We start from the raw sequence: 26358 nt of genomic DNA on the forward strand, positions 1-26358 counted from the left end.
CTTTGCTGTGTGGCTGTGCTTCTGGGTGCATGGGTGCGTGTACTGGTGTATCTCTTGGCCGGTTTCTGCGCGGCAGTGGCGCCGGGGCATCTTTGCGTCGCTGGGCGCTATTCATCGGCCTAGCCATGTGCGGGGAGAATGATGGGGCCATAGCAATATCGGTGTTTGCGCTGTCTTCCCGGAGTAATTATTGTGATAAAAGTGTGGTTTGTGTGAGGTGTCTAGGCTAGTTGTTCATGTTATCTTGTTCTTCTTTGTTGTTTTGCCTCCTCTAGTGTCTTGATTCTTTGTGGCCTTGTTGTAGGTTTCTTAGTTGCTTTTGCTAGTATTATTGCTAGGCTTGCTATCAGTGCTGCTGCGGCGGCTTCTCCGGGTAGCCCGGCTTTCGCGATCTTCGCCGCTATCTCGGCTAGTGCTAGTGATAGCACGGCTATCATTGTAGCGCGTACGTGTACCGGTTTCACCCTGTGTACTAGCTTGGCTCCAGTGGCTCCTCCTGCTGCCCCCGCGGCCATTACTAGGAGTACTGCTGTGTAGCCTATGCTTATGCCGTGTGTGGTGTGGAGGGCGTAGAGATAGGTTGTGAACGCTGTTGCTGAGACTATGAGGGCTGTTGCAGCCGTGTTTGCGGATATCTTCTTGGGGTCGTTGTGGAGGTACGAGTATGCTATGAGCGCTATGGGTGCCGCATCCATGCCTATTAGCCCCGCTATTACTCCCTCAGCGGCTCCTAGCGCGGCAGCGATCCCCCCGCTTTTCTTGCCGCTTGGCGGTGCTGGTGGTGCTGTGAGCCTGTAGAGGGCGAAGACCAGGAATGCGCCGAAGGCTACGAGTATTATGATTCTCGGGGTGTGGACTGCTATGTAGACCCCTAGCGGTACTAGCATTACTGCGGGTGCTGCTACTGTGGCCACTTTCTTCCAGTCTACTAGGCCGCGGCGAGTATGCAGCGCTGTGACCACTGCTAGGTCGGCGATGTTCTGCGCCAGGGCTAGTGTTATTGCTGTGTAGACGCTTAGTCCTAGGGCTATGTAGTTGGGTACTAGTACTCCGGCTGCACCCATTCCCGCTATGGCGAATATTGTTGAGAGTATGTATGTTAGTGCGGCGAGTGCCCCGATCATTCTTGACCACCCGGTTAGTTTGTATCTGTTAGAATAGAAGAAATATTTATACTTACCGATCGGTCAAACCGGTCGGTCAGTAAAGAGGTATTTAAACAAACACTATACGAGTATAAGGACTCGGGAGAAGGAAGTGACGAGAGAAGAAGCCGAGGAAACAAGGGAACGAATCATAAAAGCAGCAATGAAGGTGTTCGCGGAGCACGGCTACTTCCGGGCCCCAGTACGCCTAATAGCTATGGAGGCCGGCGTCTCGAAGGGCCTAATATTCTGGTACTTCCGCAGCAAGGACGAGATAATACAACAGGTAGCCCTCAAAGCACTCCCCCACGACGTGATAAAGACTTGTCTCGACGAGGACCTCCGAGGCTGCAGCCTCCTCGAATGCATAGCCCAGCGATACATAAGCAAGTACAGCGACGAGACCATGACAAGGCTGCTCATACATACGCTTGACGTAAAGAACGTGTACGAGTCGGTGGACAAGCTGTTCCGAGACACATGCGAACAAATGCTCGGAGAAGTAGCTAAGCGATCGTTCCCCAGGGTAGGCGAGAAGAGGGCGAGGACACTTGCACGCCTGTTCTTCGGAGGCTTGCTCTGCCTGGTACTGAGTAAGCCGAAAGACATGAGCGTTCAAGAATACATCGAGGAGACTATTGGGATAATGAGGCCCTATTGCGGTAGCGGGCAGGAAGAAAACAAGGCAGGATAACAAGTAGAGAGAGAAAAGTCCATTACTTAAGTACCTTTCAAGCCCCTTGGACACGGCTTAAAGAAAAACTAGCAAGGTTTAAAGAAAGATTTGGAACATGGTTACTATCTTACCGTCTTCCGATCTTTACAGTAATAGTTGCCTCGGCTGTCTTCGTTACAAATATTCCCCGGAGCCTCGGCAGTGCCTGTAGGTATGCTATTGCCACCGGTGCCTGTACTACTGGTACTAGTGCTGCTGGCACAGCTGCAGCAGGCCCTAGAGCCATGAGGGCTATTGCTGCTGCCACGCTCGCGTTCTTCGTCGCAGATATGAACGCTATTGCTGCGTGGTCCTCGTAGCATATGCCTAGCAGCTTGTCTAGTAGCGTCACTGAGCCAAGCAGTGCTGCGAGCATAGCTGTCTGGAGCGCTATGATCTCTGCCGCCAAGAGTGGCTTCGAGACGAGCATGCCCGCCTTGTTTGCCACGAGCAGGGCTATCAGTATGAGCATCGTTATCATTGTTGATAGCGATAGGTGTGGCTTAATGCTCTGCTCCAGCATCCTGGTTATACATGCCTTGATCTCCTCGAGGCTCTTATCCTCGATGGCCTCTAGGCACTTGATCTTGCCGCGGTAGGCCCCGTGGTTCTCAATGATTTTTCCAGCGCGGCGATACACTATGGCGTAGCGGGTCAGCTGTCCAGCCACGAGGGGTATTAGCAGTGTGTAGGTTAGCGATGCAATGACTTTTCCTAGCGGTATTTTCACGGAGGTCATGGATGCGTAGAGGTGCATGTAGAGCGGTATCGCGCCGAACGCTCCTAGGAGGCTCAGCACTGCGAGGACAGTAGCTAGCTCTATGTTACCCTCTGCCAGCAACACGTAGCCGAGGGAGGCGCTCGACGCTGGCACGATATTGGCTACGAAGAACCCCAGGGCTATCTGCTTCTCTGCGAACAGCTTGGAGAACAGCATTGCTAGTAGCGGGGCAGCTATGAACACCATTGATACGCCTAGCAAGACTCCGCGGAGATTCTTGGCGGCATCGCGTAGCTTCTCTGTGCGCAGCTGTATCATTGACGGATAGATGGTGAGTATTGCGAATAATAGTATAGTATCCTTGACCAGCTCCTGGTGGGTCCTGAAGAAGCCTCGGTACGCGTAGCCGACTACCAGGCCTATGATGAGGGCTATTATGCTGTACAATAGTAGGAAATCTTTCATATGTTTCGATAACCGCTTTACATCCGGCATATTCGCACCCACTTACTGACCGGCCGGTCAGAAACATAATAAACCTTACCCCGCACACCTCCCAAAACAAGCCATTAAAGGACTACAGAGAGGCCCCGCATCCAGGCCCTACTCGCTCATCCTCCCATGGACGCTACAGAACAGCCCCAATACATGGCCCCATGCACTGAGACATGGACGGCGAGGTACATGCTTAATTATTGGTTGTCTAACCTGGTTTTACCCTGGGTAAACCGGGTTTGACTCTCAGGCTCCGAGTCGGCAGAAAAGGCTACATCATACTGCCAAAAGCCCTAAGGGAAGCCGTAGGGATAGATGAGGGAGACGAAGTAGTAGTTGAGATAAGGGATGGGATACTCATAAAGCCAGCCAAGAAGAACATTGACACCGAGGAGGTTAAGAGGCGTCTCAGAGAACACGCTGCAAAGCTGAAGAACCTACAGGAGAGACGGGAACCAGGGCCAGGAGAAGCAGCGACAAGCAGCCTAGAAGAGGAGTTCGAGCAGTGAAGGCATTCCTAGACACACCCCTACTAATATACCTCAACACTGTTGTTAACGACGAGCACCGACTAGTATATGAGAACTTCTACATAGACATATTGTCGAAGTACAAGCTCTACACAGACGTACTTGTTCTCGACGAGCTAATCTACGTCTCAAAGAAGAAGTACGGAGTACCCTACACAATAACCCTCGACTTCATAGACTCCATAGTCCTTCCCTATATCACGGTAATAGCCCTAGGCGAAGAAGAATACCACGAGGCAGCCAAGCTATTGGCAAAACATAACCTCAAACCCTCAGACGCACTCCACATAGCCGCCATGAAGACAAACAACATAGAAATAATCATAAGCGAGGACAAGGAGCTAGACCGAGTACCCGGAGTAAAACGAGCCTGGATCACAGAAGAGACCTAAGGTAAAAGAACTCACACTTTTCTCACGCGAGGCGCTAGGCATCCCCCACCCTCCCCCAGCCAAATCATAGTACGAGAGCGGGCCCTGCCCCAAGCGCGGCTAAGCTCCCAGCCCCGGGAACATGGAGCCCGGGGAAGCAGCCGAGAAGATGCATATATTTCATTAATATCTAGTAGTGCAATATTTTTCGAAAATATCCAGGTTATTAAGAACCGGTGGCCAGCAACGGCTCCAGAGAGGGGTCACCAGACGGCTTCTTCGCGATTAGGTCGCCAGCCAGGCTAAGACGGGTCATGCGGGCTTCTCCATGGGGGTGGTTAAATCTACTGGGCGGGAAGTTAACCGCGAGTTAACTTCACCAACACGCGAAGAACGGAAACGAAACACGATGAACAAGCATGAAGCGAAGACAGAGCCCCAGAGAAGCGATAACCCATCCTCCTCCGCTGATAAGGCCTCAGGCCGCTAAGCAACATTACACCTAGGGAGCGCCTAGCATTCCTCCTACCCGGCTATGTGCTCTAGGCTCTTCGAGACATCCGGGGCCTTCCTCAATATCTCCTTATCCTCCGTCAAGAGCACCAAGTTGTGCCTACGGGCCTTGTACACGTAGGCCGCATCATAGTACGTTAGCCCAGTCTCGAGCGCTATCTTAGCTATTTCACCTATATCGTTAACAGTAATAGGTATAACCTCTACAAGGCCAACCACTTCTTTGAAGCCTCGTAGAAAGCCCAGAGGATCATCAATTAGTCCACGCCTAGCAGAAACCATTACCGCATTACCCACCTCGTAAATAGTCAAATCAAGAATCGCAGACTCCTCGACGAACTCCACATACCTCCTAGGATTCTCAAGTACCTTGTAGAGAACAGAAGCATCAAGCAAAAACCTAGGCAAGAGGAGCCCTCCTCCTACCCTCCCTTACGATCCTAACCCAGTCCTCGCTACTCATGCCGCGCACCCTCCGAGCCATGTCCTCGAGAGCCTCCTCGATCCTCCTTCGACGAGCCTCCCGTATCGCCTCCTCGAGAGCCTTCTCAACAACCTCGCGAATATTTATCCCAAGCCTCTCTGCTTCCTCCTTGAGCTCCCTTCTAACACGCACAGATAGAACAACGGAACCCATACAAGGCCCCAGGGACAGCTATGTAGACGGAAACCTATGTATACTTTGCTATAGCATACCAACGCGTTTCAGCCGACAAGAGCCCTAGAGGCGAAACAATAAACATAATTAATGTAAATAGGTGTTACCGCTCGGCACCCGCCTCCTTGGGCTCCTAGTATTTGGGCTATGTAGTGTAAGGGGAAGCACGCGTACTATCTACACCAAAACATTTAGATAACAGATTACACATGCATTATTTAAACAGATTAGCCTCCTCCAAGGGTATTACGCCTAGACCCGCGCCCACGCCAGCCTCCCCTCTCCGGGCTAGATACAGTACGGGCTAAGAGCTGTGCGATCCCGCAAAACTATTTCAAATCAACATTAATGTTTTCAGATAAGGTATCAATATTTAAGCGTTACCAAGGGTAACACGCTACAAGCTCTACCCCAGTCACCGGGCCCTAACTGATCTAGCACATTCACTACGCAGCTGTGTAAAAACCTGGGCTAACGAGTTATGGAATAATTAAAGTGTATCCACCGATGGACACGCCGGTATACCGGGCACTTTGTACGTGTCTCTACACGTAGCCCTGCTCACCGTTAGAGCGTCAGAGATGTACAGCAATGTAAACCACTATCGCTCTGCAAATTAATCATAACTAGGCTCTAGAGATTAACTCAGCCAGAAGCTGAGCAATCCATAGAGCCTCGGATAAGGATAGGCAAGCAGGAAAATAAGTAGTAGCTAGGCTTGCCACGAGCAGAGGAGATGGGAAAAAAGATTGCTAAGCGGTATAACTTGCACCCTTTCTCAAGATACTCTTTCGATTGATGCATAGTAGTCAAATACTAGGGGATAGCCGTACTGTGCCGCTATATCTGCAAGATACTCGTCCTTAACCGTATGCTTAAACACAAGCACGTGAACCTCATTAAAGTTTATTCCCGCTGCGTAGATTTGGAGATCTACTTCGCCCCATACTTGTGTATTTGTTGCAGAGAAGATCACTACTTGAAGTGCCGACTTGCTAAGTGATGCATACTTATTAGCTGTAAATATAGCACCTAATCCATCACCTATAGCGTTAAACAGTAATGTGATTAGTCCACCTAGATCGATAGAGTAGGTTTGACTTATTCTAGTCCTATCAATTTCTTCATGGTATGGGTGTGCCGATATATGCTTGTCGTAGATGAGCTTGTATGTGAGCCCTAGGTTTGATGATATACCAACCAATTCTTCCCATACTTGATTCAATTCCTGTACTGTTGGATAAGAGAACGGTGCTGCTATGGCATCCATGTGCTGGTAGTCGTATTGTATTATGTAATCTGGTATAAATCTGAATGTGGGCGTTACTCTCCATACTTCTTGTCCATTCAAGTAAGTCTTGTCAATGTGATAAACTATTGCTATAGCGTCGCCCATGTACACTATATCGGCTGGTGCAAATATATAGGCTGCACCATCACCCTCAACACCATCGGGCGCAATTGATATTGGGCTCAAGTCTGAGGGCTTATTCACGACGTTATCGTAGCCAAGGAATATTATACCTCCTATTGATATGCCTATTTTTGTCTCATGTTGCTCATATGCTGCAACATCCATAACGAGTTGTATATTATGCGGTAATGGAATGGATGTCGATGATAATGCTATCCTCATTATTGGGGCTTTGCCGTAGTGTTTAACTATCGAGCCAGGTGGATATTGGTCTTGCCAACCTGCTACCACCGAGTACCATCCTGTATATTCTGCTAGCCTCGCTATGAGCTTGTCCATAAAGTGTATGCCTGGGCCTAGATCTAGCATTGTACTTGATATTGCGCTTGTTACTTGCTCGGGGCTACAGTACCCTGGGTAATAGTATTGCTTGGAGAAGAGCTCTGCGAACAGCTCCCACAGTTCTTTTACTACTTGCTCCTTTGGCACGGACGAGGAGACTAGTTCTATTTGGCTGAGCCATTCCTGTGGCGGGTTGTAGCGATTGTTGTATAGTTCTTGGTTATAGATGGTTGTAGTTAGTAGTGGGCAGCCGCCAACGCTTGCTGGGTATAGTTGTACTGGCTTTATGCCTACGGGTTGAGGGCTTATTTTGCGAGGTGTTTGCCCTATATTGTTCTTTGGTATTTTGACAAGGCTATTTATTGTTTTTGTCATGTTTATTAGTCTTATTTTCTCCTTGATTGTTATTTTCCGTGCATCTAGTAGTGCTAATGGGCTCTTGATGGCTCTCTGGTACGCCTCGGTTGTGCTTAGGTGTTTTATCTTTGTGTAGTAGCTTTGTGTGCCGAGGTTGTAGCTTGCTATATATATGTGGCCTTTACTGTCTACTAGGTAGTATACTATCTGTAGGCTCGCTTCATAGGTTGCGTACTTTCCTGCTCTGTTAACGAATTCTAGGTATTTCTGCCTTAGAATCCTCTTATCGAAGCTAAATTTTACCGTATTATTGCCTTCTCGTATCTGCTTCACTGTAAGCGTCTTCTCCATGGGAAGGGCTCCCGGCACTAGTAGTGTTACTGTCACCCATCCACCCATGTTGCTTGGTATTGTATCCTTATCTATCACCACTACCAGCTGGTTTGAAGTACTAAACGACACTGAGACAAGAGCTAGAGTAAGGGGCTCTAGAAGTAATAGTGCTGCTAATAGTATAGGGGCTTTTTCGGCCAGGCGCCTTAATTTCACTAGTTATTCACCATTTGCCTTCTAATGGACATATATATATATAATTATTTTGTTCAATAAGCTCTGATCAAAAACTGTAAGTATATGTATGCATGTTAACATGTTGAATATATAGTTTATGACCCGGTTGCACCAAAGCGGAGATAGCCCGGGCATAGGAGTAAAGGATTAGCAGTAGTACATATCCCTACTATCCGGTGGAGGTGACTCCGCTGGCTATAGGTAATAGTGCTAAGAGACAGGAGCTTGTCCGGGAGATCATTAAGGCTGTTGAGGAGGACAGGGAGCTGCGCTACGCGCTACTCGGAGCACTCGGCTTCACGGAGCTGTTGGAGAGGTTCAGTAGGCTCGAGGAGAGGCAACAGAGGCTAGAAGAAAGGCAGCAGCGACTAGAGGAGGAGTTCAAGAAGCTAGAAGAGAGGTTCGCGCAACTAGAAGAAAGATTTGCCAGGATCGAGGAGAGATTCGCAAGAATAGAGGAGAGGCAGCAGGAAATAGAGAAGAGGCTCGTGGCGCTCGAGGAGCGTGTTGCCAGGCTTGAGGAGGAGATGAGAGAGACTCGCCGCGTCGTACTGGTTATCGCTCACAGGTTCGGCGTTATTAGTGAGGAGGCTTTCCGCGAGGCAATGAGGTTTGTCGTAGAAGAGGTGTTTGGGGTAGCTACTGTCGAGAAGTGGGTGTACAAGGACGAGGAGGGCTTCGTGTACGGCTACCCTAGCGTTGTCGAGGTCGACGTACTGGTTAGGGACGGTGAGCACATATTGTTGGAGATAAAGTCCAGGGTCTCCAAGGCAGATGTTTCCGAGATTCATAAGATAGGCTTGCTATACGAGAGGGTTGAGAAGAAGAAGCCCAGGCTAGTTGTGCTCGGCGGCTTCATCGACCCGGAGGCTAGGAGGCTGGCGAAGCGGCTAGGAGTAGAGGTTATACCGATAACCTCTGAGGCAAGCATGTAGGGGATATCCCTCGCCTTGATTATCCCTTCTTGTTTAATTCTTCCCTAGCATCCTCATACATGGATGGGGCTACAAGGCTTGTCGAGTAGCAGTGGTAATGGGTTCTCTGAGTGTGTGAGGCGGGTGGCTTCTAGGTGGAGGCTCCGCTACGTTGTATTGTTTGGTTCTCGTGGCCGGGGCTACTGGGGGCCTCATAGTGATTTCGACTTGGCTGTGAAGGCTGGTAGGAGGCTGGGCTTCGTCGAGAGGGGGCTCCTATACGCTGAGCTGGAGGAGTGCCTTCCCGAGGGGGCTAGGCTTGACCTGGTTTTCCTCGACGACTGGAACCCCGTGGTTGCATGGGAGGCTCTGGCTAGGGGAAAACTCCTATACAGCTGCGGCGATGAGTGCCTACGCGAATACTACGAGGACTTGGCGCGTGCAATAGACGAGGTAGCCGACCTGGAGCCCCTCATAAGGCTGTTTGAGAGGGAGAATAGGCGTGCCCTCGCCGGGACTAGTGGCGAGGATATCGAGGGCTAGGAGGAGCCTCGAGAGGCTCAGGAAGATAGCTAGGCACAGCTTCGAGGAATACATGGGCGACGAGGATTTGCAGGCGCTCGCGGAGCGCCACCTACACGTACTGCTAGAAGCGATACTCGACCTTGCCGCCTTCATCGCTGCGCGAAGAGGCCTAGCCAGGGGCCCGACCTACCGGGATATAGTGGAGGCGGTTATCGAGGCCGGGGTAGTGCCCAAGGAGTTCAGCGACCTCGCACGAGCAATACCGGGTATGAGGAACATCCTCGTCCACGGGTACGCAGAGATAAGGCACGACATAATATACGAGACCCTTAAGAACGAGCTGGACGCGCTTACCCGGATTCTCGACGCTTTGGCTGAGGAGGCTCAGCGGCTCGACCCATAGGGAGTCTTTAGCGCCCAGGAAAAAGGCTCATGGAAAAGAGTAGGGAAAGGTGTTCTCCTACTTCTTCGTTTCCGGTGTGTAGCAGTATTCTCGGCGTGCGTGGTCTAGGGTTACTTTGCCGTCTTCTAGGTCTCTGAGTATTAGTTCCTCTGGGCGTTTGCAGGGGTCTCCGTAGCCTCCTCCTCCCGGCGTGTTTATGTACACCGTGTCGCCTCTCCGTAGCCTTCTCGTCGCCTTGATGGGTAGCTCTATTTTCTCGCCGCTAGCCGTCACTATGTAGTGTTTACTGGGGGCGCCTGGCTTGCCGCCCACGAGGCCCCATGGACGTAGTTTTCCTCTCTCCGAGAACACTGTGAGGGTGGCGCCGTCCTCTAGGACCGTGAAGGCGCGTATTACTCCTAGTCCTCCCCTATAGGTTCCCGGTCCACCGCTGTTTGGCCTCAGCTCGTAAGCCTTGAAGAGAACCGGGTACTCTTGCTCAATCACCTCTATAGGCGTGTTGAGAGTATTAGTCATATTGGTGTGCACCCCGTCTACGCCGTCGCAGCACGGTCTTGCACCGCTCCCGCAGCCAAGGGTTTCGTAGAACGCCCAGCCCTTACCGCCCACCATTACGTTGGTCATTGTGCCGCAGCTAGCCGCTGGAACCCTGCCGGGGAAGGCTTCGGCGAGCGCCCTTAAGACCACGTCTGCTATGCGCTGAGACGTCTCAACGTTCCCCCCGCCAACGGGTGCCGGGGGCTCAGGGTTCACCAAGGTGCCTCGCGGCGCACGTATCTCTACTACGCGGTAGAAGCCCTGGTTCATTGGCATCTCCGGGTCTATGACTGATTTGAGCGCGAACGTTGTCGCAGCGACAGTTACCCCGTAGACGGCGTTGATGGGCTCCTCTACCTGTGGGTCGGTGCCGGTGAAGTCTACGAGGACCTTGTCCCTGGTTATTGTTAGCCTTGTCTTTATCTTTGCTAGTTCGCCGCTGCTCAGCTCGAGGTAGTCCTCGGCCTCGTAGCTTCCCTCGGCTCCGGTTTCCTCGACTATTGTTCTGAGCCTGTTCCTGGTATAGCGCTCAGTGTAGCCGAGTATCTCGCCCCATGCCTCGAGGAGCGTGTCTGCGCCGTAGCGGTCTGCTAGCTCTTTCACCCTCTTCTCGCCCAGGTTGAGGGCAGCGAGCTGCGCCATGAGGTCGCCTTGGAAGTAGCGCGGGGTGCGGACATTGGCCTTTATGAGCTCCACTATGTCTCTGCGCAGCCTCCCCTCCTCAACTATCTTGATGGGGGGTATCACCAGCCCCTCTTCTAGGAGCATCTTGGCCCCGCCGCCAATGCTTCCAGGTACAACCCCTCCCACGTCTACGTGGTGGGCCTTGTTCGCGACCATTGCGACTAGCTTGTCGCCCACGTAGACCGGCTTCGCGACCATGACGTCGTTGAGGTGTGTGCCGGAGATGTAGGGATCGTTGGTTATGACCACGTCGCCGGGGCCCAGCTCTATACCGTGCTCCTCCAAGTACCTTGTAAGGTTCTTCACGCCCACCGGCATGCTTCCGAGGTGTACTGGTATGTGCTCAGCCTGTGCCAGGAGATCGCCGCTGGGGGTTAGTACTGCGCAGCTGTGGTCCAGCCGGTCCCTTATATTGGGGCTGAAAGCCGTGTTGCGGAGAACCACGCCCATCTCTTCCGAGGCGTAGATGAGCGCGTGCCTCAGTACCTCAACAGTGACAGGGTCAACCATTGCGGACCAGCCTCCGAGGAGCCTTGTCAGCCACGCGTTATCCTGACGGAAAAGAAACCGTCTACGCGGGCAACGTGGCTCGGCGGGACAAGGATTGTGCTCTCATCGCTCTCTATGATCGCTGGCCCCTCTATCTCCGCGCCGGGGCGTAGCTCTGGCCGCCAGTACACCGGTGTATCAACCCAGCCCGTTTCCTCGAAGAATACTCTGCGCGAACGCCTAGGCTCCGGTCGGTGGGGCTTCTCTTCTCCCCGCGGCAGCTGGGGCTTAGGTATAGCGCCTATGGCCACTATGCGGGCATTCACGATGACTACTGGTTCGCCGCGGAGACTATACCCGTAGCGCGCCTCGTGCTTCTCGTGGAAAGCCTCAACAGCCTCACCTATGTCTCCGCGATAGGGTACTGTAAGCTCGTATGCTTGGCCAAGGTAGTGCATGTCTAGGAGCCTCGTTATCCTTATATCCTCTCTCCTCACGCCCTCGGAGAGCAGCATACTCACAGCCTCTTTCTCGAGATCCTGGAACACCTTCTCGAGCTCCTCCTCGCTCGCCTCGTCAGCCTTCTTCACGACCGCCTTGTGGAGGTCGTGGCGATAATCGGTTACGAGTAGGCCCAGCGCGGAGAAAACGCCCGGCAGCGGGGGAACCACTACCTCCTTGACGCCTATCTCTGCAGCGAGGGCTGCTGCGTGCAAGGGACCTGCCCCGCCGAACGCGAACATTGAGAACTCTCTCGGGTCGTAGCCTCTCTCTACGCTTACGAGGCGGAGAGCACGCGCCATGACGGTGTTCGCGATCCTTATTATCGAGGACGCTAGCTCCTCTAGCCCCATGCCGAGCCTGTCGCCTAGCTTGCGGAGAGCCTTCTCCGCGAGATCCCTTCTCAGCTTAACCCTCCCGCCTGCTAGCTCGTCAGGGAGCCTGCCGAGCACGTAGTTAGCATCAGTTATGGTTGGCTCCTCGCCGCCTCTCCCATAGCACGCTGGGCCGGGATCGGCTCCCGCGCTCACGGGTCCCACGCGCAGAGCCCCACCAGGGTCTATCCAGGCAATAGTTCCACCTCCGGCGCTTACCTCTGCGAGGTCGATGTAGGGGTAGCGGACGGGGTAGCCGGAGCCGCGGAGAAGCCTACCCATGTGGACCTTGCCGCCGACCTCGTACTCCGGCACAATAAGGGGCTCCCCATCAACTATCGTGGAGGCCTTGGCCGTGGTGCCTCCCATGTCAAATCCGAGCGCCCTATTGATCCCCATCAGCCTCGAGAAGTAGGCTACAGCTACTGCTCCAGCAGCCGGCCCGCTCTCAATAAAGGCCGCAGGATACCTGGTGGCCTCCTCTGAGCCCGCGACGCCGCCGCTACTCTGCATCACGAGGAGCTTGCCCTGGAACCCCTTGACTCGCAGCTCCTCCACGACCCTCTCAATATAGGTTGCGAGCAGGGGCTTCAGCACCCCGTTCACGACGGCCGTGCTCGTGCGCTCATACTCCTTCGGCTGCGGGTCGACCTCGTAGCTTGTAACAACTATTGCTCCCGGGCACTCCTCCTGGATAATCTTCTTGGCTTGCTCCTCGTGCACCGGGTTCAAGTAGCTATGGAGGAATGAGATAACAAACACCTTTGCCTTGCCGCACCATTCTCTCGCGACCTTTCTGACCTCGTCGGGGTTCAGGGGTTCCAGTTCCTCTCCCTTGGGCCCTATTCTCCCGGAGACCCCTATGCGCCTAGACCTAGGGATTAGGGGGCGGGGCTTCTCGAAGAACAAATTGTAGAGCTCGGGGCGGTTCTGTCTCCCAATCTCGAGTACGTCTCTGAACCCCTTGTTCGTCACTAGCACCGCTACCGGGATCTCTAGGCCAACCTGCCCGAGAAACGTGTTTGTCCCAAGGGTCGAGGCGTGGACTATTATCGAGACCGTGTCGAGGCTCCAGCCAAGCCTCTCAATACCGTCCATTAAGCCCTTCCAGGGCTCACGGGGAGTAGTAAGCACCTTCAAGTGAAGGAGCGTGCCCGTCTCCTCGTCGAAGCCAACGACGTCGGTAAAAGTGCCCCCTATGTCTGCTCCTATGCGCTTAGCCACGGACTTGACACCTCTGCGGCTAAACCACGGTTACGAGCAATATGCGGCTCGATGCGTGGAGGGGGAAAAACCGTGTTACGGGGAACCTATATGCCTAGGTAGGCCTCTCTTATCTTCGGGTTCTTCTCGAGTTCCTCGGGCGTGCCCTCCAGCACTATTCTTCCCGTCTCGAGCACGTAGGCCCTGTCCGCCACCTTGAGCGATTGCTTCACGTTCTGCTCTACAAGCAGTATGGTGAGTCCGTATTCGTCGCGCAGCCTCCTAGACAGCATTATAACCTCCTTTGCAAGCTTTGGGGCGAGGCCTAGGCTGGGCTCATCCATCATGAGGAGAGTAGGCCTCTGCACAAGTGCCCTTGCTATGGCGAGCATTTGTTGTTCTCCACCGCTAAGTGTTCCTGCTAACTGGTTCCTCCTCTCGCGGAGCCTTGGGAACAAATCGTAGACCATTTCAAGGCTTTCCTGGAACTTCTCCTTAGCCCTCTTGGTGTATGCTGCAACCCTTAGGTTCTCGTAGACTGTTAGCTTGGGAAAGATCCCCCTACCTTCCGGGACATGGGATATACCCATCTCTACGCGCTTATAGGCAGGGACATGGGTTATGTCGCTACCCTTCCACACTATCCTGCCCCTGCGGGGGACCAGGAGCCCGGATATGGTGCGCAACGTGGTCGTCTTCCCAGCGCCGTTCGAGCCCAGCAAGGCGACTATCTCGCCCTCATTGACGTGGAACGATACGCCGAACAGTGCTTGGAACTCGCCGTAGAATACCTCTATTGATTCTACGCGGAGTATTTCACCACCCATCCCGTGGACACCCTCCTAGCAAGCAATCATGGGTGTTGGGTTACTCCTCTGAGCCGAGGTAGGCCTCAATAACCTTTGGATTGTTGGCCACCTCCTGGGGGGTTCCCTCAGCTATCTTTCTCCCATAGTGAAGGACTACTATTCTCTCGGCGAAATTCATTACCGCCCTCATAACGTGCTCAACCATGATCATAGTTATACCCTTCCTTGATAGCTCGAGGAACATGTCTACCACTTCGTCCACCTCTCTCGGGCGGAGGCCGGCGGCAACCTCGTCAAGGAGAAGTAGCTCGGGCCGCGTAGCCAGCGCCCTAGCAACCTCGAGCCTCTTCTTCTCAACCAGGTTGAGGTCCTTTGCAAGCACATTCCTCTTCTCGTAGAGCCCAACAGTCTCTAGGACTTCTAGCGCGTACTCTCTCGCCTTCCCTATATCGTGTTCTCTCAGCAACGCCCCTATGACGACGTTGTCTAGTACGGTCATGTTGTTGAGGGGCCTAACTATCTGGAATGTGCGCGCAATACCCTTCCACGCTACTTTGTGCGGAGGCCAACCAGTAATATCGACGCCCTTGAAGATTACGCGGCCGCTGTCAGGCTTATAGATCCCAGATATCACGTTGAAGAGCGTCGTCTTGCCCGCGCCGTTGGGCCCTATAAGGCCTAGCCGCTCACCCCTCCTAACCTCAAGCGATACGCCGTCTAGAGCCCTGATACCTCCGAACCTCTTAACGACATTATCAACTACTAGGAGCTTCTCCGACAACGCAGCTACACCCTCCTAAGAACGCCCTTCCTTTTTAGATACCCGATTACGCCCTCGGGGAGAGCGAGGGAGATTAGGAGGAGGAGAATGCCGACGACGGCGACGTGTAGGCCGAAGTACCTGGGGAACGCTGATACTATCTTTACTCTCACGAACTCGGCTGCAGGTATGAATATGAATGCGCCTACTACTGGCCCAATGAACGTGTATATGCCGCCTATTATGCCCGCTATCGACATATAGGTAGATATCGTTATGAGGTCGAAGACTGCGAAGGGGTCAACGTAGCGGAACCTTATAGCGTAAAGGGCGCCCGCAAGCCCGGTGAAGAAGCTGCTGATAACCAGTGATAGCATCTTGTAGCGGAACGTGTCTATTCCAAGGGTCTCTGCAACTACCTCGTCCTCCCTTATCGTCTGGAAGTAGTAGCCCGTCCTACTATTGATTATTCGGTGGAGAACTACTAGCTCTATTGCGAGAACGAATAGGGCCACGTATACGTAGACGTAGGGCCCGGTGTACTGGAGATAGTAGAGAGCCTTGCCTCCACCAACTATCGGCGACTGGAGGCCACGTGATCCTCCCACGTAGTCCCAGTGCGCAAAAGCGAGCTTGAATATCTCGCCAACAGCTATCGTGGCTAGTGTGAACCAGTGGCTACGTAAGCGTAGGAGCGGGAAGCCTAGCAGGAACCCAGTTATAGCAGCCATGATGCCTGCAACCCATATTCCTACCCAGGGCGTCACATCGTAGTACAGCATCAGTATCATAGTCGTATAGGCGCCCACGCCGAAGAATACTGCATGCCCGAGGCTGAAGAGCCCCGTGTATCCCTCCATGAGGTTCCAAGCCATCGCCGCTATCCCGTACATTATTGCGAGAAACACCATATTGGCGTAGAATGGCAGGTTTGCTAGCCAGAACAGCACTGGCAGTACCAGGAGCAGTGCCACGAGGAGTACTACGAGGGGGTTTTTCAAGTACTCTTGTAGCCCGGGCATGGCCTTACTCACCTTTGCCGAAGAGGCCTGTTGGCTTGAAGAGCAATATGATGAGGAATATGATGAACGCTACTACGTCCTTTAGCGCAGGGGTTATGTAGAGGGCACTAAGGCTCTCAATAAGCCCTATTATTATGCCGCCGAGATATGCTCCAAAGACGCTGCCGAACCCGCCGAGGACAACGACTATGAACGCTATGAGGGCGAAGAAGGCACCCATCTCCGGGAATATGGGATAAAATAACGCAAGTATGGCGCCAGCTGCGCCAGCTATTCCCACGCCGAGGCCAAATGCTATATCGTACATCTTCTTGACGTTAATCCCCATTAGCTGCGCTACTTGGCGATTCTGGGACGTTGCTCTAAGAGCTATACCTGTATCAGTCTTGAATAAGAAGATGTAGAGGCCTAGGGCTGTTATAAGTGATGCCGCGAAAGCTATGAGCTTCGCGAGCGGGAGAGTGATGGGCCCAACATGGTAGAACACGTTGGCATACCACGTCGTTATGCGCCTAGTGTAGGGACCTATTGCCGCCTGTACACCGTACCGTATTATGAGGAGGACTGCGAATGTTGCCGCGATTTGCGTCAATAGCGGCGCGTCCAGGATCCTGTTTATTACTCCACGCTGCGTAGCGACACCCAAGACAAACACGACGCCAAACGCGATGACGGCCCCGATAAGAGGGTCTAAGCCCATTAGCGTGAACAAGTAGTATGCCGTGAGGGCACCCAGCATCATGTAGTCGCCGTGAGCGAAGTTTATTATCTCCATTACTCCCCAGATGAGCGCAAGGCCTACACCTACCATCGCGTAGATACTGCCAGTCAGTATGCCGTCAACTGTTGCCGCAGCTATATCGGCTAAGCCGACCAAATCACCTTACACCTCTCCACTGTATAGTGATACGGGAAAGTGTTGAGGATACGAGGATAGAGGAATAGAGAGGCATGTGTATAGAGTAGTTTGTCTAAGGGTAAGAAAAATGGTATGGAGTATGATCATTTCCTTGTCCACCTTAGTCCTTATCGCTGGTTCCATGGCGGGAATGGCACAACTGGCTCCTTTGTGGCAAAGTCCGGTGGGTAGACCGTGTAGTACTTACCGTCAGTCATCATTTGGACTATTATTCCTTGGCCTAGTATGTTCTGGCCATTCTCGTCAAACTTTACGCCCTTCCAAGGCATTATGAGCTTGTCTCCAGGAATGTAGAGGTTTGCCAGCGAGTCTCGGAGCACTGAGCGGAACTTCTCCAAGTCGTCCCACGGCTTAGCCTTCTTGCACGCGTCTTCGAGCGCGTAGTAGAGCACGATCATGCCGGTATAGTCTCTCGCAGAGTTACCGTTAAGATCGACACCATACTTCTTCTTATACTCCTCGTTTATCTGTTTAAGCCTCGGAATCTTCTCTATCAAGTCCCAGTTGAAGACCTCTCTCGAGAAGATGTACCAGCCGTCCTTGCCGACGTTCTTGACGTAGCCGGGCGAGATGAAGCCAGCGTCCTGTGCCAGTACAACCTTTGGCGCGAAGTTGTGGGCCTTCATTGTTCTGACCAGGAGCAGTGCGTCCTGGACATAGGAGGCCACTAGCAATATGTCGGGGTTGGCGGACTTGAGCGCCTCAACCTCGGTGTCAAGGCTGGTGACGGTTGCGGCGTGGTAGCTGACCTCCTTCACGAGCTTGAACCCTGCCTCAGTGAAGTACTTCTTCCAGGCCTCGGCTACGGCTGTGCCCCACTCGCTGTCCTCGTGTATTATGGCGAAGGTCTTGAGCCCTAGGTTGTACTTCTCGTTGAGCCACTTGGCGAACTCTGCTTGCTGCTGCGCGAACATCTCGTCGTGGGGCGTTACTCTGAAGAACCACTTGTAGCCACGCTTCGTTAGCAGCGGCGATGTTGAGTCAGGGTTTACGAAGGGTACATGGTACCTCTCTGCTACCTCGCTAGCCGTCTTGGTTACTGCGCTCTGGTAAGCCCCTACAAGGGCGACGACGTGCTCCTGCGTTATGAGCCTCTCTGCCTCGGCTGCGCCGGTCTCGGGCTTGCCAGCGCTATCTCCCCAGACTACTACTATTTTCGCTCCTCCACAGTTCTTCACGCCGCCCTGGGAATTGATCTGGTCAACCGCGAACTCGATTCCGTGCTTCAAGTCGGCACCTGTCTCGGCCAAGCGGCCGCTCAGGGGGAGGATGACGCCAACCTTTATCACGTGCTCCTTGGCGCCGCCTCCCCCGCCCTTGGAGGCGTAGAGATAGGCTGCAACACCTATTACAGCGATAATTACTATGGCGACGGTTATCCATACAATAGTGGATTGCTTGGCCAAGCTAACACCTACCTTTACTATTTTTAGTCCACTTTGTGGGAAAGTAAGTAAGGGGTTTATTAAAAACTGAGCCGAGTGGTGTAAATTCATGTATGGCTGGCGGGCAAGGATAGGCCTCATTGTCCCGTCTTCAAATACCACTATGGAGCCGGAGATGTGGCGGCTTGTGCCCAGCGGTGTAAGCATACACACTGCGAGGGTTAAGCTCGAGAAAGTAACCGTTGAAGAACTCCTGGCTATGGAGAAGGAGGCATCCTATGCTGCTAGGCTCCTCGCGACAGCTGACGTAGACCTAATAGTCTATGGATGCACTACAGGGAGCCTTGTGGGAGGACCCGGCTACGACGAGAAGATAACGAAGAGCCTCGAAGAAGCCTCCGGCAAGCCAGCAATTGCTACCGCTACAGCCGTTGTAGAGGCGTTGAGGTTCCTGGATGCAAAACGTGTAGCACTGGCAACCCCCTACATAGACGAGGTCAATGAGAAGGAGGTGCGCTTTCTCGAACACCACGGCTTCGAAGTAGTAGACCTAAAGGCGTTCAGAATAGAGAAGAATACCGATATCGGGAAAACTCCGCCGGAGAAGGTCTACCGGCTCGCCCGCAGCCTTGACACGAGTAGAGCAGACGCAGTTTTCATAAGCTGTACAAACCTGCGCACCATAGAGGTCATAGACCCCTTGGAGACAGACCTAGGCCTACCAGTAATATCAAGCAACACTGCTACAGCCTGGCTAGCCCTCCGGCGACTCGGCATAAAGGAGGCCGGGTTCCCTGCCGGGAGACTACTCAAGAGCCTATAGCTATCCCCTTTTCCCGGTAGCTCGTTGCTGTGTGGCCCGGTAATATTGAGGCGCGGTGCTCTATGCCTCTCCTAGCCACAATAGATTCGGCTGGGGGTCTGAGAGTGGGTTATCGTCCCCGACGCTTCTTCCCAGACGCCGCACCAACGCTGCTCGCCAAGGCCGCTCCCGTGATCGCGCCGTACATGGAGACTTGCCTGGGCTACACGGCTGGCTGCGGTGCAGAGAATGGGCGTCGGCGCTAAGGCTCCACCGGCACCAGAGGAAGGCGTCCCGGTTCACTGTGATGTTTTTCTCCTAGGTCTCCTAGCCTGCCTCGACTCCAGTGCCGCAGGGTAGGGCAGGGGCTCCAGGTGCTCCTCTTCATAGTTCTCGCCTAGGATTATCCACCCAAGCATAACTTGTTCAACATCCTCCGCGCTAACACTCTGTAACGATGCAGGTTTTACGACCACCTTCTGGGCCGCAACATCGAGTTCCTCCACGAGCGCTAATACGTCAGTGCCTTTCCTCAGCCTCAGCCCGGCTACCAGCCCCCTTGCCCAGTGCGGCCTCAGCCACTTGGCAGGAGGCTCCGGCCTCTTCCTAGACTCGACGTAGACCCTTGAGCTGCAAGTGTAGACGACTTGGTCCTCGGCCACAGTAAAGGGGCAAAGTGGCACCACGTCTACGCCACGGAGCACCATGGGCTTGGCCCCCGCGAAGAGGGATGCAAATGCTCTCTGGCGGTAAGCCCGCCTCTCCCCACGTGAACGGAGACGGACAAGGCTACCAGGAACCGCGGGTGCCTCAATGATCTCTGCACCCGCTCCTCTCAACGCTTTTGCCAAGGGCTTGGAGCCGAGCACGACTACGGCGTCGGGGCCCAGTGCCTCGATTAAGCCACGCTTATACACTGCTCCGCGCCCGTCAACGAACCCATCAGTGTCCACTACGAAGCCCTTGCTGAGACGGGAAACTGCCCGGGACGAGGCGGAGACTACAAGATCCATAACCTTTTCCGCCGAGACGTGGCCGACAAAGAAGCCCCCGCTTGGAGCAAGGTCTTGCAATGCTATGACAGGCTCGCTGCTAGAAGCATAGGAGACCATAGCCGGTGTACCAAGCTCGTTTTGCCCAATATCAGCCTCCACGACGGGGAGTCCGAGGACGTTGTGAATCCAGGTAGTGAGCGTAGATTTGCCGGCCTCAACGCCGCCCACAACAACTATTCTACGAAAGCCCCTTGAACCAATATCCTCCACTATACTACTCCACTGCTCCACTAGCTCGAAGCCCTCTCTCAGCACACGGTAAGAGCCAGAAGCACCCATACCGACACAGATCCTCGCCTCTTCTAGGGAGTAGAACGATGCCCCGCGATTAGCCCTAATAATTATCTCTCGGCCCGCCTCAATGCGGAGCCCAGAGGCGAGAAACACGCCCTTCTCGACAACTATCTTTGCCGGACCCGAAACCCATACACCGAGGCCGCGAGGCGCGTCAAGACACTCCATGCGTGTGCCCCGAGCCGTAACCGTGGAGCCTGGCCGGAAAAGACCCCTCTGCGTACCTAGGCTAGGAAGGCACGCGGAACTGGATGAATAGAGCCACTATTGGTGCAACGCCTAGCTATCCGGGAAAAAGTAAAACAAGGTAGGACCTTGCAGTATAGGCCCTCGGGGACCCCACTCCCACTAATGAGAATGGTCTCCTGATTGGGGTGAGCCGCGTGGCTCTCTTGATGGCTGCACGTAGAGAGGAACACGTGGTTGGAAAATACAAGATAACAATACTATACGATGATCAAGGGCGGGCAATAGGCGCCTTCATAGAGGGTGGTAGACTCGCTAGGCCACTCTATATAGCTGCGAAAGAACCCGCCTCGGTCAAGCTACCTAAGCCAGTACTAAGGTTCCTCGCCAAACACGGCTTCAACGTGAAAGCATAGAGGGCTCGGTAGTCGGGGCTCAAATCACCGGCCAAGTGGCCTCTTTTCAACGAAGAGTTCCTCACAGCCCCTCCTCTTTGCCCTGGCTAACTGCTAGGCAATGCTCTCTGCTTTCCCGGTGTCCTTCTCTGCTAGCTCTCCGGCATGCGTCTCCCTGTGTTTTTCTCTATCCTCTCGGCTCGCCAATACCCTGTTCAATAGTTTGGCTATTTTCTCGGGCCTAGTCTCGGTGCTATGTATTGAGGTCTCTGCACCAGGGCCGAACACGTAGACGTTCGTATACGGTATTGTTATCAGCATGCGAATACTTGAGCGGAGATCAAGGGTATCGGCTACGAGTACAAGATTCTCAACAATGCCGTGCTTGTGAGTAGCATAGCCTGCCACAACGTATCCATGATTCTCTAGTATGTTTGCAGCCCTGCTCGCAGTCTGGTCTATTAGCCTGCTCATCCCCATCTTGCGCAGCGGGAGCAACACGTCGTAGCCAAGCTTGTAGGAGTACTCCCTGCCGTCTACCTCTACGTGGAGAATGGACGGCATGTAGCCGGGCTCGACGAATAGTCTCCACTCGGTGCTCGATGCCCCGAGCTCTTCTCGCAGGTAGAGCCATGGGTCGAAAGAGACTATCTCTAAGAGCACGAGCTTCGTAATACCCGGTGGCCCGGCATACCTGCATCGCACAAACATTCTCTTCGCGTGCTGAACCGCCTCAATAACCTCCTCGGCGCCAATAAAGTGAGCCACCTCTAGCCTACCAGAGCCCTTCTCGCAGAGGCTATGGAGCCCGCTCCTACGTAGAAGCCTCGTTACACCGACTACGCGGTAGTCTAGGCTAGTGCTTCCCCTGAACTCTATCCGGTCTCCACTGGGCTCGGGAAAATCCTTCCTCAAGACCTTCTCAACCCGCTACTAAGTCCTTTAACGCCTCGAGAAAAGAGGTGACACGCTTAGCCATCGCGTCGAAGTGGTTGCCGTCGCCGAGATCCTCCCTAGAAGCAATATATGCAGCCAAGCCAGCGTAGAACGCGTCAAAAGACGCCTCGCCTAGCTCTCCGGCCGCCTCGCTGACCAAGGCCCAGTAGTCCTCGAGCTTCCCGGGCTGACTGGCTCCACGCTGCAATGCATACGCTTCTATGCCTAGAAGGATACTGCTCCAGAGCCTACGATAAGCGTCCCGATACTCTCCTGCCTCTGCATGTGCTCTCGCGTGGCGCAGACTGGTCTCAGCGGCCTCGAGGAGGGCGCGCGGCTTCTCCTCCTCCGACACTATGCCGAGCAAGAGGTGGACCATGAGTGCCTCGGGTGTGGTGCCCCGTCTCTCTGCTTCCTCGCGGAGAGCACGGAGAATAGTGTCAGGCAGGAATACGGTTTCTCCTGGCAGGGGATCTCCCCACTTACTAAGAAAGGCACTCTTGTTCCTATTTTATCCTACCATAATCGAGTACCTGGAGACAAAAATAAGGGGAGACTTGACCCCTGGGTTCCTCGGTGCAGTGCTTGGCTAGAGCAATTGTACCAATAATGGCTATCATCGTGTTAGCAGTACTGCTCGCCCTAATGCTCTTGATGGGGCTGGGTGTCGAGGGCTGGGTTGAAGGTGAAGAGACAGGCATGAAGCGAGGCGCTGTGTGCCGCCTAGGCCCTCTACGAGTGACCATAAGCTCTTCCTATGACTCCCGCAATGCCTCTGTGACACTTGTCTACACGATTCAGCCCCCAAACCCGTGTTACAAGCTCATAGGCATAGGCGTCAACAAGAGCGTGCTTGCAGGCAACGTGCTCAGAGCCGTGGTAGATATTAGGATGGAGGGGCCTGCTGAGGGAACCTACTGTGTACAAGTACTGCCATCCCCCACGGTGTCTAAGGTAAGCATACCGGCGGTATCCAAGCCGGACACCATAGAGCTTACTACAAGGCTATTCCTCGTGAAAGGTGATAAGACTGAGACACATAGCTGTACGGTTGTCATCGGGGATCAGCATTAGCTAGGCGCCCGCTTTTTACGGGAACTAGCTTATTTTTCTCGCTTCGTGCCCCTCCTCCTCGGCGTAAAACGGTTAGCGCCTTTGTCTCCCTTACAAGGCTTGGCCTGAGAGGTGCCTGGGCTTGGAGGCTGGTGAGGAGAAGCGTGTACCCCGTTACTTGGAGAAGCTCACGCCCGTGAAGGAGGCTATAGATATTATACGGAAGAGGGTTAAGCCCGTAGAGGACACGGTTGTTCTCCCTGTCTGGGAGGCTGTTGGCCGCGTCCTCGCAGAGGATCTCCGCTCCCCCCACGATTTCCCGCCTAGGCCTCGCGCGGCCTACGATGGCTACGCTGTGCGCTCCGAGGATACCCCCGGCAAGCTCAAGGTCATAGGAGAGGCGCCTATAGGCAAGGTAGAGATAGAGTACCGCGTAGAGCCGGGCACCGCCGTCTACGTGTCCACGGGGGCTTATCTCCCCGATGGAGCAGACACCGTTGTGCCCGAGGAGGCCGTGAGGCTCGAAGACGGCTACATCGTCATAGACAAGAAGTTCGAAGCAGGCAAGAACATCGACCCAGTCGGCTTCTATGCGCGCCGCGGCCAAGTACTGCTGCCCAAGGGCTACGTCCTCACAGAGCTGGACGTCGTAGGGCTCCTAGACATAGCAGTTACGCGGGCCAAGGTGTTCCGCGAGATACGCGTAGGCATAATAGCTACGGGCACAGAGCTCTTCGAGCCAAGCAGCCCCGAGGAGGCGGAGAAGAGGATACTCCGAGGCGAGGTAGCAGAGACCACTGCGAAGCTCATAGAGAACATGATTGCCCGATACACTCCGTGGGCGAGAGTGGTCAAGCGCGTACTCCTACCCGACTACATTGATACCATTGAGTGGTACATTAAGAGGCAGATGAACAACCTAGACCTGGTAATCATGACAGGCGGTACGGGGCCGAGCGAGGTTGACCCGTTCTACAAGCTCGCTGATAGGCTCGGCGCAGAAGTCCTCTTCCGAGGCCTATTCGTGAGAGGAGGAAGACCCACCTCTGCAGCACTCCTGCCGAACGGCACACTACTACTAGCCCTCTCCGGTCACCCCGTCTCGGCGCTCCACGGCTTCCTCCGCCTCCTCTACCACGTGTTAAAACACATGGGCAATGTTGAGAGGGCCGGAGAGCCCCCGATACCAGCGTACGCTGCACTAGCGCAGCCGCTAAAGTCTAAGAGACCGGAGCCCATCAAGGCTAAGCTCTACTGGCGCGACGGAGTATTAGTGGCGGAGCCGCTGCCGCGAGAGAGACAACTATCATCAGTGACTGTGAGCAACGTGGAGGCTGACGGCATACTGCTCGTCGACAAGAATGAGTACGATGCCGGCGACCTGGTACCGGTAATGGTTTACAGAGAGCCCATAGAACTCCCCAAAGAGGGGAAGAGAGAGGAGGCGGAAGAGTAACAAATATTATCAATGTGCAGTATTTTTTATAGTGGTGTAACAACTGTGCCACTCTACGTTATTCTCTCCAAGCTAACCGACAAGGGAGCCCAAACCATATTCAAGAAGCCCGAGCGCATACTCGAGGTAAACAAGGAGCTAGAAGACATGGGGCTCAAGGTTCTTCAACAATACCTCGTATTCGGTGAATGGGATTTCCTAAACATAGTTGAGGCCAAGGATGACCAATCACTCGCAGCCGCGCTGATAAACCTTAACATGAGAGGCACTATACGCACAGCAACCTACAAGCTAATGCCCGTCAACGAGCTAATAGAGGCAGTGAAGAAAGCTGCAGAGAAGCGCGGCGAGTAAGACCTGGGCCCGCTAGTTGCGCCGGGCCGCCCTAGCCTCCTGGACTAGTTTTCTCTGCCTCTTCTCGTACTCCCTTTCAAAGAACTCTGCGAGAGCCTCAAGCTCGCCGAGCCTGCCCTGCCGAGCCTGCTCCTGTGCATAGAGGATGAGAGGCCTCATAAGCTTCTTCAACAAGCTCCGGGTGAAGGATGCGAGGGGCTCGGCAGCAGCCCCGTCGATACCCCTGCTTCTCAGAGCGGTTGCGAGCTCGTCGAGCTCCTCCGAGGCAACAGCCTCTGCATACCTCATTATCTTGGCTATTATTTCGTCAGCAAGCTTTCTCTCCCATTTAGCCATAAACACCTTTATCTCCTCCTCGATAATCTTCTCGGCCTTCGGCACCTCCCGCAGCCTCCTCTCTATCGTCTCCCTTATAGCGTTCTTAACCTCCTCTAGCCCCGCATACACAAGCGTCTCCGGCACTGGCTGCTCCACTGCAGGCGGCACAGAGATATCGACTATCAGCGCACCCGGCTTTAGATAGCCTAGCATCTCTCTTCTCACGAGGGGCTCGGGCGCGTTTATAGCGACGAAGACGAGGCGTGCATCCCTAAGCGCTTCTCCTAGCTCGTCGAGGCCGCGTGCCTCTCCACCCACCTTGGCCGCGAGCTCCACTGCTTTCTCAACACTGCGGTTCACGATAACTATGCGGGCACGGGGCCACTTCTCGCGGGCAAGGCCAGCTATTATCGAGCCCGCCTCCCCTGCGCCAACCACTACTATCTTCTCCTCACCGACGTCGCCGAGCCGCATCCATGCAAGCTTTACAGCTGCGCCGGGGAACCCGACGTTGCCGCGGGCTATCCCCGTCTTGCTCCTAACAAGCTTGCCGACATGTATCGCGAACTGGAAGAGCATGGATAAGCGCTTCGAGGCGAAGCCCTCGCGCCTAGCATCCTCATAGGCCTTCGCGACCTGGCCGAGGATCTCGTTCTCCCCGACAACGGCTGACTCGAGGCCAGAGGCGACACGGAAGAGGTGACGAACAGCGTCAACACCGCGGAAGATGCGGGCATAGCTCCACGCGTCGCCTAGGAATTCGCGGACAGCGTCCAGGAACTCGTCGACGCGGGAAGAATAAGCGTATGCCTCGAAGCGGTTACAGGTAGAGAGGACAACTATCTCCTCCGCGAAGGGGGAGAGGACGCGGTAGGCGCGGGGAGCGCGCTGCTCGAGCAGGCCTATTACTTGTAGCGGGGCCCAGCGGTGGCTAACACTTACTGCGACAATGTTCTCTATCCCTGGAGCCACGTCCACCACCATCCATAAGCGGCGAGCATGGGGCACAGCGAGACGAGTCTGGGTAAGCGTCACCTTGCCGTCTACGTATCCGAGCACTATGTTATCCTATATGCTGGTTTGTAATTGTTTCTCCCTAAAAAATAAGGATGCGGAGGTATATTCAAAATAGTTCGGTGCACAGATAGATTCT

General features: G+C 54.1%; 29 protein-coding genes. 13 read left to right on the plus strand and 16 right to left on the minus strand.

All coding sequences use genetic code 11. From position 1 onward, the window contains the following. Window positions 1-239 precede the first annotated feature (239 nt). Window positions 240-1124, minus strand: a complete 885-nt coding sequence (locus tag SBG41_RS06000) for a sulfite exporter TauE/SafE family protein (RefSeq protein WP_317894650.1) — start codon at window positions 1122-1124, stop codon at window positions 240-242. A 133-nt stretch (window positions 1125-1257) separates the two neighbouring features. Here SBG41_RS06000 and SBG41_RS06005 point away from each other — a divergent pair, with 133 nt between their 5' ends. Then, window positions 1258-1839, plus strand: coding sequence for a TetR/AcrR family transcriptional regulator (locus SBG41_RS06005; RefSeq protein WP_317894651.1), 582 nt, complete (start codon window positions 1258-1260; stop codon window positions 1837-1839). Between the two features lie 109 nt (window positions 1840-1948). On the opposite strand, the gene SBG41_RS06010 is transcribed toward SBG41_RS06005, so the two are convergent. Beyond that, window positions 1949-3076 carry an arsenic resistance protein gene (locus SBG41_RS06010; RefSeq protein ID WP_317894652.1) on the minus strand — a complete coding sequence of 376 codons (1128 nt, stop codon included), beginning with the start codon at window positions 3074-3076 and terminating at the stop codon, window positions 1949-1951. 239 nt (window positions 3077-3315) lie between these two features. Between SBG41_RS06010 and SBG41_RS06015 the strand changes: the two genes are divergently transcribed. Beyond that, window positions 3316-3585, plus strand: coding sequence for an AbrB/MazE/SpoVT family DNA-binding domain-containing protein (locus tag SBG41_RS06015; RefSeq protein WP_317894653.1), 270 nt, complete (start codon window positions 3316-3318; stop codon window positions 3583-3585). Further along, window positions 3582-3998, plus strand: a complete 417-nt coding sequence (locus tag SBG41_RS06020; RefSeq protein WP_317894654.1) for a type II toxin-antitoxin system VapC family toxin — start codon at window positions 3582-3584, stop codon at window positions 3996-3998. Before SBG41_RS06015 ends, SBG41_RS06020 begins: the two co-directional genes overlap by 4 nt. Before the next feature lie 504 nt (window positions 3999-4502). Here the strand turns inward: SBG41_RS06020 and SBG41_RS06025 are convergent. The 3 genes from SBG41_RS06025 to SBG41_RS06035 form a co-directional block, all read right to left on the minus strand. Further along, window positions 4503-4898, minus strand: a complete 396-nt coding sequence (locus SBG41_RS06025; protein ID WP_317894655.1) for a type II toxin-antitoxin system VapC family toxin — start codon at window positions 4896-4898, stop codon at window positions 4503-4505. Continuing rightward, window positions 4891-5127, minus strand: coding sequence for a type II toxin-antitoxin system CcdA family antitoxin (locus SBG41_RS06030; RefSeq protein WP_317894656.1), 237 nt, complete (start codon window positions 5125-5127; stop codon window positions 4891-4893). Before SBG41_RS06030 ends, SBG41_RS06025 begins: the two co-directional genes overlap by 8 nt. Window positions 5128-5926: 799 nt before the next feature. Beyond that, window positions 5927-7810: a hypothetical protein gene (locus SBG41_RS06035; RefSeq protein ID WP_317894657.1), complete on the minus strand. Its 1884-nt coding sequence runs from the start codon at window positions 7808-7810 to the stop codon at window positions 5927-5929. A gap of 203 nt (window positions 7811-8013) precedes the next feature. Between SBG41_RS06035 and SBG41_RS06040 the strand changes: the two genes are divergently transcribed. From SBG41_RS06040 to hepT, 3 genes are all read left to right on the plus strand, one after another. Next, window positions 8014-8766: a PD-(D/E)XK nuclease family protein gene (locus SBG41_RS06040; protein ID WP_317894658.1), complete on the plus strand. Its 753-nt coding sequence runs from the start codon at window positions 8014-8016 to the stop codon at window positions 8764-8766. Between the two features lie 78 nt (window positions 8767-8844). Then, window positions 8845-9288: a nucleotidyltransferase domain-containing protein gene (locus tag SBG41_RS06045; protein ID WP_317894659.1), complete on the plus strand. Its 444-nt coding sequence runs from the start codon at window positions 8845-8847 to the stop codon at window positions 9286-9288. Beyond that, window positions 9248-9673, plus strand: coding sequence for a type VII toxin-antitoxin system HepT family RNase toxin (hepT, locus tag SBG41_RS06050; protein ID WP_317894660.1), 426 nt, complete (start codon window positions 9248-9250; stop codon window positions 9671-9673). Before SBG41_RS06045 ends, hepT begins: the two co-directional genes overlap by 41 nt. Window positions 9674-9730: 57 nt before the next feature. Here the strand turns inward: hepT and SBG41_RS06055 are convergent, their stop codons facing one another. The 7 genes from SBG41_RS06055 to SBG41_RS06085 form a co-directional block, all read right to left on the minus strand. Continuing rightward, window positions 9731-11404 carry a hydantoinase B/oxoprolinase family protein gene (locus SBG41_RS06055; RefSeq protein ID WP_317894661.1) on the minus strand — a complete coding sequence of 558 codons (1674 nt, stop codon included), beginning with the start codon at window positions 11402-11404 and terminating at the stop codon, window positions 9731-9733. A 26-nt stretch (window positions 11405-11430) separates the two neighbouring features. Continuing rightward, window positions 11431-13482 (minus strand): hydantoinase/oxoprolinase family protein, encoded by a 2052-nt coding sequence (locus SBG41_RS06060; RefSeq protein ID WP_317894662.1) that lies wholly within the window; start codon window positions 13480-13482, stop codon window positions 11431-11433. 86 nt (window positions 13483-13568) lie between these two features. Beyond that, window positions 13569-14288 (minus strand): ABC transporter ATP-binding protein, encoded by a 720-nt coding sequence (locus SBG41_RS06065; protein WP_317894663.1) that lies wholly within the window; start codon window positions 14286-14288, stop codon window positions 13569-13571. A gap of 40 nt (window positions 14289-14328) precedes the next feature. Next, a complete protein-coding gene (locus SBG41_RS06070; RefSeq protein ID WP_317894664.1) occupies window positions 14329-15051 on the minus strand; it encodes an ABC transporter ATP-binding protein in 723 nt (240 codons plus the stop codon). 5 nt (window positions 15052-15056) lie between these two features. After that, the gene (locus tag SBG41_RS06075) at window positions 15057-16052 is read right to left on the minus strand and encodes a branched-chain amino acid ABC transporter permease (protein WP_317894665.1); all 996 of its coding nucleotides are present in this window, start codon (window positions 16050-16052) and stop codon (window positions 15057-15059) included. A 4-nt stretch (window positions 16053-16056) separates the two neighbouring features. Next, window positions 16057-16929 (minus strand): branched-chain amino acid ABC transporter permease, encoded by an 873-nt coding sequence (locus SBG41_RS06080; protein WP_317894666.1) that lies wholly within the window; start codon window positions 16927-16929, stop codon window positions 16057-16059. A 149-nt stretch (window positions 16930-17078) separates the two neighbouring features. Next, window positions 17079-18377, minus strand: coding sequence for an ABC transporter substrate-binding protein (locus tag SBG41_RS06085; protein WP_317894667.1), 1299 nt, complete (start codon window positions 18375-18377; stop codon window positions 17079-17081). Window positions 18378-18465: 88 nt separating this feature from the next. Between SBG41_RS06085 and SBG41_RS06090 the strand changes: the two genes are divergently transcribed. Further along, window positions 18466-19179: a maleate cis-trans isomerase family protein gene (locus tag SBG41_RS06090; protein ID WP_317894668.1), complete on the plus strand. Its 714-nt coding sequence runs from the start codon at window positions 18466-18468 to the stop codon at window positions 19177-19179. 104 nt (window positions 19180-19283) lie between these two features. Next, window positions 19284-19424 carry a hypothetical protein gene (locus SBG41_RS06095; RefSeq protein ID WP_317894669.1) on the plus strand — a complete coding sequence of 47 codons (141 nt, stop codon included), beginning with the start codon at window positions 19284-19286 and terminating at the stop codon, window positions 19422-19424. A gap of 33 nt (window positions 19425-19457) precedes the next feature. Here SBG41_RS06095 and SBG41_RS06100 read toward each other — a convergent pair whose 3' ends face one another. Continuing rightward, window positions 19458-20675, minus strand: a complete 1218-nt coding sequence (locus SBG41_RS06100; RefSeq protein WP_317894670.1) for a Clp1/GlmU family protein — start codon at window positions 20673-20675, stop codon at window positions 19458-19460. A 215-nt stretch (window positions 20676-20890) separates the two neighbouring features. On the opposite strand from SBG41_RS06100, the gene SBG41_RS06105 reads away from it, so the two are divergent. Then, a complete protein-coding gene (locus tag SBG41_RS06105; RefSeq protein WP_317894671.1) occupies window positions 20891-21109 on the plus strand; it encodes a hypothetical protein in 219 nt (72 codons plus the stop codon). Between the two features lie 93 nt (window positions 21110-21202). Here SBG41_RS06105 and SBG41_RS06110 read toward each other — a convergent pair whose 3' ends face one another. Further along, the gene (locus SBG41_RS06110; protein ID WP_317894672.1) at window positions 21203-22003 is read right to left on the minus strand and encodes a hypothetical protein; all 801 of its coding nucleotides are present in this window, start codon (window positions 22001-22003) and stop codon (window positions 21203-21205) included. A 7-nt stretch (window positions 22004-22010) separates the two neighbouring features. Beyond that, window positions 22011-22403, minus strand: coding sequence for a hypothetical protein (locus tag SBG41_RS06115; protein WP_317894673.1), 393 nt, complete (start codon window positions 22401-22403; stop codon window positions 22011-22013). Window positions 22404-22416: 13 nt separating this feature from the next. On the opposite strand from SBG41_RS06115, the gene SBG41_RS06120 reads away from it, so the two are divergent. From SBG41_RS06120 to SBG41_RS06135, 4 genes are all read left to right on the plus strand, one after another. Continuing rightward, a complete protein-coding gene (locus SBG41_RS06120; RefSeq protein ID WP_317894674.1) occupies window positions 22417-22617 on the plus strand; it encodes a hypothetical protein in 201 nt (66 codons plus the stop codon). After that, on the plus strand, window positions 22610-23098 hold the full coding sequence (locus SBG41_RS06125) for a hypothetical protein (protein ID WP_317894675.1): 489 nt from the start codon (window positions 22610-22612) through the stop codon (window positions 23096-23098). Before SBG41_RS06120 ends, SBG41_RS06125 begins: the two co-directional genes overlap by 8 nt. Window positions 23099-23219: 121 nt before the next feature. Next, window positions 23220-24533: a molybdopterin molybdotransferase MoeA gene (locus SBG41_RS06130; RefSeq protein WP_317894676.1), complete on the plus strand. Its 1314-nt coding sequence runs from the start codon at window positions 23220-23222 to the stop codon at window positions 24531-24533. Window positions 24534-24578: 45 nt separating this feature from the next. Beyond that, a complete protein-coding gene (locus SBG41_RS06135; RefSeq protein ID WP_317894677.1) occupies window positions 24579-24887 on the plus strand; it encodes a GYD domain-containing protein in 309 nt (102 codons plus the stop codon). A 12-nt stretch (window positions 24888-24899) separates the two neighbouring features. Here the strand turns inward: SBG41_RS06135 and hemA are convergent, their stop codons facing one another. Further along, window positions 24900-26264, minus strand: coding sequence for a glutamyl-tRNA reductase (gene hemA / locus SBG41_RS06140; protein ID WP_317894678.1), 1365 nt, complete (start codon window positions 26262-26264; stop codon window positions 24900-24902). Window positions 26265-26358 lie beyond the last annotated feature (94 nt).

Origin of the sequence: Pyrofollis japonicus (assembly GCF_033097485.1) — an archaeon.
In the GTDB taxonomy this organism is placed as follows: domain Archaea; phylum Thermoproteota; class Thermoprotei_A; order Sulfolobales; family Pyrodictiaceae; genus Pyrofollis; species Pyrofollis japonicus.

What these genes read in the sequence shown, in the direction of transcription:
- SBG41_RS06000 (WP_317894650.1), bottom strand. Translation starts at nt 1,124, where the DNA reads ATGATCGGGGCACTCGCCGCACTAACATACATACTCTCAACAATATTC.
- SBG41_RS06030 (WP_317894656.1), bottom strand. Translation starts at nt 5,127, where the DNA reads ATGGGTTCCGTTGTTCTATCTGTGCGTGTTAGAAGGGAGCTCAAGGAG.
- SBG41_RS06115 (WP_317894673.1), bottom strand. Translation starts at nt 22,403, where the DNA reads ATGGTCCACCTCTTGCTCGGCATAGTGTCGGAGGAGGAGAAGCCGCGC.
- SBG41_RS06075 (WP_317894665.1), bottom strand. Translation starts at nt 16,052, where the DNA reads ATGCCCGGGCTACAAGAGTACTTGAAAAACCCCCTCGTAGTACTCCTC.
- SBG41_RS06010 (WP_317894652.1), bottom strand. Translation starts at nt 3,076, where the DNA reads ATGCCGGATGTAAAGCGGTTATCGAAACATATGAAAGATTTCCTACTA.
- SBG41_RS06100 (WP_317894670.1), bottom strand. Translation starts at nt 20,675, where the DNA reads ATGGAGTGTCTTGACGCGCCTCGCGGCCTCGGTGTATGGGTTTCGGGT.
- SBG41_RS06055 (WP_317894661.1), bottom strand. Translation starts at nt 11,404, where the DNA reads ATGGTTGACCCTGTCACTGTTGAGGTACTGAGGCACGCGCTCATCTAC.
- SBG41_RS06090 (WP_317894668.1), top strand. Translation starts at nt 18,466, where the DNA reads ATGTATGGCTGGCGGGCAAGGATAGGCCTCATTGTCCCGTCTTCAAAT.
- SBG41_RS06065 (WP_317894663.1), bottom strand. Translation starts at nt 14,288, where the DNA reads ATGGGTGGTGAAATACTCCGCGTAGAATCAATAGAGGTATTCTACGGC.